The 6593-nt window shown below is 71.7% G+C and carries 5 protein-coding genes; 2 read left to right on the top strand and 3 right to left on the bottom strand.

All coding sequences use genetic code 11. The features are described 5' to 3' along the window. Window positions 1-154: 154 nt before the first annotated feature. Window positions 155-994, bottom strand: coding sequence for a tetratricopeptide repeat protein (locus AC6EXY_RS26025; RefSeq protein ID WP_499818386.1), 840 nt, complete (start codon window positions 992-994; stop codon window positions 155-157). Between the two features lie 87 nt (window positions 995-1081). Next, window positions 1082-2758 (bottom strand): effector-associated domain EAD1-containing protein, encoded by a 1677-nt coding sequence (locus AC6EXY_RS26020; RefSeq protein ID WP_499818385.1) that lies wholly within the window; start codon window positions 2756-2758, stop codon window positions 1082-1084. 293 nt (window positions 2759-3051) lie between these two features. On the opposite strand from AC6EXY_RS26020, the gene AC6EXY_RS26015 reads away from it, so the two are divergent. Beyond that, window positions 3052-3672 carry a dihydrofolate reductase family protein gene (locus tag AC6EXY_RS26015; RefSeq protein ID WP_499818384.1) on the top strand — a complete coding sequence of 207 codons (621 nt, stop codon included), beginning with the start codon at window positions 3052-3054 and terminating at the stop codon, window positions 3670-3672. On the opposite strand, the gene AC6EXY_RS26010 is transcribed toward AC6EXY_RS26015, so the two are convergent. Next, on the bottom strand, window positions 3642-4361 hold the full coding sequence (locus tag AC6EXY_RS26010; RefSeq protein ID WP_499818383.1) for a TetR/AcrR family transcriptional regulator: 720 nt from the start codon (window positions 4359-4361) through the stop codon (window positions 3642-3644). The genes AC6EXY_RS26015 and AC6EXY_RS26010 overlap by 31 nt on opposite strands. A gap of 219 nt (window positions 4362-4580) precedes the next feature. On the opposite strand from AC6EXY_RS26010, the gene AC6EXY_RS26005 reads away from it, so the two are divergent. After that, on the top strand, window positions 4581-6140 hold the full coding sequence (locus AC6EXY_RS26005; protein ID WP_101829884.1) for an MFS transporter: 1560 nt from the start codon (window positions 4581-4583) through the stop codon (window positions 6138-6140). The last annotated feature ends 453 nt before the right edge of the window (window positions 6141-6593 follow it).

Below are 6593 nucleotides of genomic sequence, written 5' to 3'. Positions count from 1 at the left end.
GGAAGACGGTGTGATCGCCGAAGGGCAGCTCGGCGGTGTATGTGAAACTCATGCGGGACGCGGGGTCTTTCGGTGAAGTGATCTGTGGAAGGACTACTTCCTACCGGGACCCCGCGTCGTCTCGTCTCCCGGCCCGAAGCCACCCGCCGGACCCTCACAGCCCGTAACCGTCACCCAGCGCGACGACTCGTTGCCGGGAAAGGGTCAGTGTCTCCCGAGATGTAATCACGGCTTGATGATCAGGCCCGAACTGCCGCTCTCGACTAGCCAGTGCACGGTCGAGAAGCGATATCGCATCACCTGGACATTCCGTGTCAATATAGACTCTGGCGAGTTCCTCGACACTGTCAAGGGTACGAGAATTCTCCGGACCAAGAATCTGCTCACGGGCACTGATCGTTTGAGCGAGTTCCCGAGATGCTTCATCGAATCTTCCAGCCTGACGAAAGGTGACACCAAGTTGGTGGCGGGATTCGAGGGTGTTCAGGCCGCGGACCAGCAGCGACTTCCCCGCGATCTTCGTGTGGCCGAACGCGGCGCCTTGTTTCACCGGGCCGAACACCCGGCGCTGGCTGGAATCGACATCGAGGAACGCCAACGTTGCGGCACCCGGCAGCAGTGGTGTCTGCTCGGCCAGGGCGGTGAGGAACAACCGGTTGACCTTGTCGAGCTGGCGGACGTTGCCCCAGTCCAGGGCGCGCAGGAAGCTCCCGAGCGTGGAGGGGGCACGGACCCCGGCGAACAGCTCGCCGACCGCCCCGTTGCGCAGCAGCTCCATGTCCTCGATGCTGTCGGCCCCGGCGACCATGCCCGCGACCAGACATCCGACCTTCACCGCGGCGTTCACGCCGAGCGGGTCCACCGGCCGCAGGTACTCCTCGACCAGCTCGGGTAGGCCCGCCCGTTCGGCCAGGCGCACCACCGGGACCAGCCCCGCGCAGCCGATCAGGTCAGGGTCGTCGAACCGCGCGTGCGTCCTCGACGCCGCATGCAACAATCGCACCTGCGAAGTGCCCTCTCGATCTGGCGGACGGAAGCGTAGAGAACTCCCATCCTCCCAGCTCAGAGGGCACTGCCGCGTTCAGGGACCCCAACAGACAGCCATAAACGGCGGTGCATCCAGGCTTAGGGCGGCGCGGATGTGGGTCTCGCGGGCGGTGAGGGTATCGGGATGGTCGGGTCCGTCGAGGCGTTCGTGGGCGGTGACGGCGCGGGCGGCCAGGGGTTCGGCGGCGTCGGCGTGGCCCTGTTCGGTGAGGTAGGCGGCGGTGTGTTCGGCGAGCCAGGCGGTGTGGGGGGTGTCGGCGGATGGCGGGGTGGCGTCGAGGACGGCGCGGGCGTGCGGGAGGAGTTCACGCCAGGCCATCCAGGCGGGCGGGTTGGCGGTGACCCGTTCGGGCAGGCAGGCGTGCAGCATCCGGCCGAGCGCGTCGGTGAGCTCGGCGTTCTGCGCGTCGTCGGCGGTGGCCCGCACGAACTCGCGGACGAGCGAGGGCATCGTCACCGCCCAGCCGTCGCCGTCGGCGTGGGCGAGGCCGGATCGTTCGAGGTTGGCGACGACGTCGGCCAGTTCGAGGTCGTCTGACGCGGCAGCGCGCAGGCGGGCGTCGGGGATGGCCTGCGGGTCGGCCGCGAGCAGCCGCAGCGGCAGCGGGGTGCCGCCGGCCCCGTGGGCGGTGAGGCGGAGCAGCTCGCCGGCGGGCGGGGACTCGGCGTTCAGATCATGGATCGACTCGTTCCACAACTTCGCCACCGTGACACCGGCGCGTCCAGGCGCCTCACCCTGACCGAGCACGACGGTGGGCCGCTCGACCAGAGCCGCGAGGTAGCTCTCCGCGGGCAGCCGTCCGCGCCCCATCCGGTTCGCCGCCTGTTCCAACGCGAGCGGATGATCCTCCAGCGCCGCCGCGATCCGCTCCGCCGCCGCCCAGTCGACGGCCGGCAGCCGGTCCGTGAGCAGCGCCACCGACTCCGCCCGGTCCAGCGGCCCGACCGCCACCGCGACCCCGCGCCCGTCGAGACCCGCGCCCGCCCAATACGGGTTACGCGACGTCACCAGCACCCGACCCGACTCGCTGGACGCCAGCGTGGACATCAGCCACTCCGGCAACGCCGCCGGATCGGCCGCGTGATCGAGCACGAGCAGCCACCGGGTACCGGACGCGTCCAGCTGCTGAAGCACACACTCCGGCCGCGCCAGCCCGGACCGCTCCACCGGCCCCGCCAGATCCACGTGCCCGGCGAGGTCACGCACCCGCTCGTCGATCAGCTCCCCGCCGCTCTCCCCCACCCACCAGACGACATCCAGATCCCCGCGGTGGCGCTGCGCGTACTCGACGGCCAGCCGCGACTTCCCGATCCCCGCCATCCCCGTCACCGCCACCAGCGACGACCCGGACAGCGCCGCGTCGAGCCGCGTCACCGCGTCCGCCCGCCCGACGAACCGCCCCACGGCCCGCGGCACGTCCCACGCCACCGGCCCGAGCGGCGAGTCGTCCGGCGTCCGCCCCTGGGCCAGCGCATGATCGTCCGGCAGCATCCGCCGTGCCGCCGTCAGTACCCGGACCCTGCCACCGATCAGGATCCCGTGCGACAGGTTCGCCGAGACCTCACCCCAGAACGTCGCCGCGTTCTCCACGTTCCACGGCAGCCGCTCGATCGGGATGCCTGCCGCGACCAGCACCGCCCGGGCCGCCCCAGGCTCCGGGAACGCGGCGGCGAGCGCGCCGATCTCCCCGAAGGACAGACCGTCCGGCACCGGTCACCCCCGACCACGCCCGCTGCTCCTACGTCCCAGACGATCCGCCAGAACGACCGGATCCGCCCACAACCGGGCCATAACCACCCGGAGCCGCCATCGTCTCACTTTGCGCGGTGATGGCGGGACCGGGCCGCAACGGACTCCGCCAGATCCCGTCACAATCCGGTACCCCCTGCGGTCGCGTCGGCGGCCGGTCGTCGGTGAACTCGTCGGGCACGCGGCGATGAGATCGGGTTGAGCGCGGTGTCTCAGTGGTAGGTACGTTCACCGCGAAACCCGAGGAGATCATCATGCGGCTCGCTCTGCAGGCATTTGTCACCCTGGACGGCGTCATGCAGGCGCCGGGCGGACCGGAGGAGGACGCCCGGGACGGGTTCGCGCACGGCGGATGGGAGTTCCCGTACGGGGACGACGAGGTCGGGGCGGCGATCGTCGGCTGGTTCGGGAACGCGGACGCGTTCCTGCTCGGACGGACGACCTACGAGATCTTCGCCGAGTACTGGCCGAAGATCACCGACCCCGACAACCCGATCGCCGGACCGCTGAACCGGCTGCCCAAGTACGTCGCGTCGACCACGCTGCCCAGCGTCGGCTGGTCGGGCTCGACCCTGCTCGAGGGTGACGTCGCCGCCGCCGTCGCCGAGCTGAAGAGGCAGCCGGGGCGAGAGCTGCAGGTCCACGGCTCCGCCCGGCTCGCCCACACGCTCATCGAGCACGACCTCATCGACGAGTACCGCCTGATGATCTACCCGCTGCATCTGGGCTCGGGCGTGAAGCTGTTCGCCGACGGCCTGCCGTCCGCCGCGCTGAAGCTCACCGCCTCGACCATCACCAGCGGCGGCATCATCCTCGCCACCTACGAGCCCGCCGGGCCCGTCACCTACGGCTCCCACGCCCTCGAGGACGCCTGACCGCCACCCCCGCCCGGTCGCCGCGCCCCGCCACCCACGCCGCCGCCCCCGGCGGCGCCGCCTCGGACGTCGCCGCCTCGGACACCGCTGCCTTGGACATCACTGGCCCTGCCGCCACCGCCGCCCGGCCTCGCCCCGGCGGGCAGCGGGCCGAGCAGGGTGGTGCGCAGGGACGGGGCGAGCAGGCGGACTATTTCATCAACGGGCATCGAGGCGAGCGGCTCGGCGGACAGCAGATAGCGAGAGACGATGAGGCCGACCATCTGCGAGGTGAAAAGGCCCGCGCGATACCGGGCATCGGCGCCGCCCAGACGATCGGTGAGGCGCTCGACGAGCTGGTGGTGAATGCCGGCCCGCAGCAGGGTCCCGAGCTCGGGATCGGCGATCGCGGCGCGGATCCCCAGCATGAGCGGGGCGCCGATCTCCGGATCGTCGTAGGCGGCGGCCAGGCGTCGGATGGCCCGCGCCGGCAGCGTCTCGAGGTCGCCGCGCAGCAGCACGGCCAGTTCGTCTGCGGGACTGATCGCGAACTCCAGGACGGCGGCGAACAGGCCGCTCTTCGAGCCGAAGTAGTAGCTGATCAGCGCCGCGTCGACGCCCGCCTCCGCCGCCAGCGAACGCATCGTCACCGATTCATAGCCCTCCCGGCGGAACCGCTCCCGCGCGACCGCGAGGATCTGCCCCCGCACATCCGGCCTCCCCGGCCGCCGCCCCCGACCCGTCCCCGACGGCTCTGTCCTTGACGGCTCCGTCCCCGGACCGCGCGCCGACGATGGTGCCTCCGAGCTCTGCCCCGGCGATGGCGACGGCGACGGCGCGTCAGCCGAAGAATTCATCACGGTTGAAGAACGCTAGCCGCCTGGCGCACTGTCCGTCCAGCCACTCACCGCGCTGGAAGGACGACAGCCATGACCCCCACCTCCGCCACCGAGACGCCACCCGAGGCACAGCCCCCGCAGCCCTCACAGCCCTCCCCGTCCTCGCTTCGACAGCCGGCCGCGCCGCCAACGGTGCGGCACGGGCGAGTGCTGGCGGTGACGTGCCTGGCGCTGGCGACGGTGGTCTCGGCGATGTCGTCGCTGAACGTCGCGCTGCCGTCGATCGCGGCGGACACCCATGCCTCGCAGACCCGGCTGTCCTGGATCATCGACGCCTACAGCCTGGTCTTCGCCGCGCTGCTGCTGCCGGCGGGGGCGCTCGGCGACCGGTTCGGGCGGCGCCGCGCACTGCTCGCCGGGCTGGTCGTCTTCGGCGCGGCGTCCGCGGTGGCGCCGTTCACCGGCAGCGCGGCGACGCTGATCGGCCTGCGGGCAGTACTCGGGCTCGGCGCGGCGTTCGTCATGCCGGCGACGCTGTCGACGATCACCGGGACGTTCCCGCGGGAACGGCGGGCGGCGGCGGTCGGTGTGTGGACGGCGGTCGCCGGGTCAAGCGCCATCCTCGGCGTGCTCGCCTCGGGTCTGCTGCTGGAGAAGTGGTCCTGGCGGGCGGTGTTCGTCCTCGGTGTCGCGCTCGCGGCGGTCTCCGTCGCCGGGACCTGGCGGTTCGTGCCCGACACGGCGGACCCGAACAGCCCGCCGATCGACGTGGTCGGCGCCGTCATCGCGGTCGCGGGGCTCGGCGCGCTCGTCTACTCGATCATCGAGGCGCCGGAGAACGGATGGCTGTCAGCCGTCACGCTCGGCGGGCTCGGTGTCGGGGTCGTGCTGCTGGTCGGGTTCGTCGCCTGGGAGCTGCGGACGGCGTCGCCGCTGCTGGATCCGCGGCTGTTCACCCGTCCGGCGTTCGCCGCGGGGTCGCTGTCGATCGCGCTGCAGTTCTTCGCGTTCTTCGGACTGATCTTCGTCATCATGCAGTACCTGCAGCTGGTGCGGGGTGACAGCCCGCTCATCGCCGCGGTCAGCATGCTGCCGCTGACCGCGGGGATCATGCCGTCCTCCCGGCTCGCTCCGCGCCTCGTCGCCGCCGTCGGGTCTCGGATCTGCTGCGTCAGCGGGCTGGTGCTGGTCACGGCGGGGATGGTGGTGCTGTCGCGACTCGACGACGGCAGCTCGTACCTGGTGGTCGCCTTCGGGCTGTTCCCGCTGGGCTTCGGCATGGGGCTCGCGATGACCCCCGCCACGACCGCGATCACAGACAGTCTGCCCGCGCGGATGCAAGGTGTCGGGTCGGCCGTCAACGACCTGTCCCGCGAGCTCGGTGGGGCCCTTGGCATCGCCGTGCTCGGCAGCCTGCTCGGCTCGGCCTACCGATCCCACCTGACGCTGCCGGACGCCGTGCCGCCGGCGCTCGCCGACCGCGCCCGCTCCTCCTTCGGCCTCGCCGCCCACCTCGGCGAACCGATCCGCACCCACGCGCAGACGGCCTTCGTCGACGGCCTCGGCATCGCCCTGCTCGGCGGCGCCGCCGTCACCGCCCTCGCCGCCCTCGCCGTCACCGTCCTCCTGCGCGCCCCTCGCCGTCCCTAGCCCACCCCGCCGTCCCCGCGCGGCGAGCCGGCTTCTCGTGGCAGCGTTGTGGCAGCTTTGCGGAGGCCCGTGTCGCAAACTCCTGGGCAAACCGGACACGACACGCCGAGTTGGCGACACAGTGCCGCTGCCCCCTGCACACTCTCCCCACCCACGGGAAGTCAGCCGCGGGCCCTCGCCGAACGGCCAGCGGATCACCTCCGACGACCCGACCCCGGAAAGGTCTCCGCGTCAGGACGATCCGGTCGCGGGCCGCCGCCGAGAGGACGGTGCGAGTGGTCGACCGCCTCGGCGTCGAGGTCGCCGACCTGCAGGACCTGCAGGACCTGCACGGGAAGCTGACCCGGATCATCCAGGCCGCCAACGGCTGCGCCGCGGGGTGACAGAGCAGACGGGGAGCGAAGCGGATGGTGCGTCCGCTTGCAGTGCTACGTTCGTCAGTGGAGGCCGATC

Source organism: Frankia sp. RB5 (assembly GCF_059816245.1).
The sequence above is the reverse complement of the archived record's forward strand: the minus strand, read 5'-3'. Positions and strand labels throughout refer to the sequence as shown.

Bases quoted from the DNA above. Each gene is read 5' to 3' on its own strand.
- AC6EXY_RS26015 (WP_499818384.1), top strand. From the start codon at position 3,052: ATGCGGCTCGCTCTGCAGGCATTTGTCACCCTGGACGGCGTCATGCAG.
- AC6EXY_RS26005 (WP_101829884.1), top strand. From the start codon at position 4,581: ATGACCCCCACCTCCGCCACCGAGACGCCACCCGAGGCACAGCCCCCG.